This window comes from Paraburkholderia sp. SIMBA_030 (genome assembly GCF_046535245.1).
In the GTDB taxonomy this organism is placed as follows: Bacteria; Pseudomonadota; Gammaproteobacteria; order Burkholderiales; family Burkholderiaceae; genus Paraburkholderia.
Genome location: NZ_JAWRXB010001442.1, coordinates 1 through 243, shown reverse-complemented (window position 1 = coordinate 243; position 243 = coordinate 1). Strand labels below are relative to the sequence as shown.

At 60.9% G+C, this 243-nt stretch carries 1 protein-coding gene; it reads left to right on the top strand.

The genetic code is table 11. The features are described 5' to 3' along the window. A partial coding sequence (locus tag SB772_RS44800; protein WP_410839125.1) for a CBS domain-containing protein occupies positions 1-243 on the top strand: 243 nt, incomplete at both ends.

The window sequence follows — 243 nt, the reverse complement described above, 5'->3', positions numbered from 1 at the left end:
CTGATCTGCGCACGGCCATGAACGTAGAGCGTGTCTTCGAGCGGCGCTCGCCGGTGTTCGCGTTGCCGACCGAAACATGCCGGCTGGTTGCGACGAGACTTGCTGTGCACAGCCTCGAACGGCTGCCCGTCGTGGCCGATTCGAAGTCCATGCGTCTTGTTGGCATCGTCTCGCGCAGCGATCTCGTCAAGCCGTCGCTCACTTACTTCGAAGAAGAGCACAAGAAAGAGCGGTTCCGTCGTC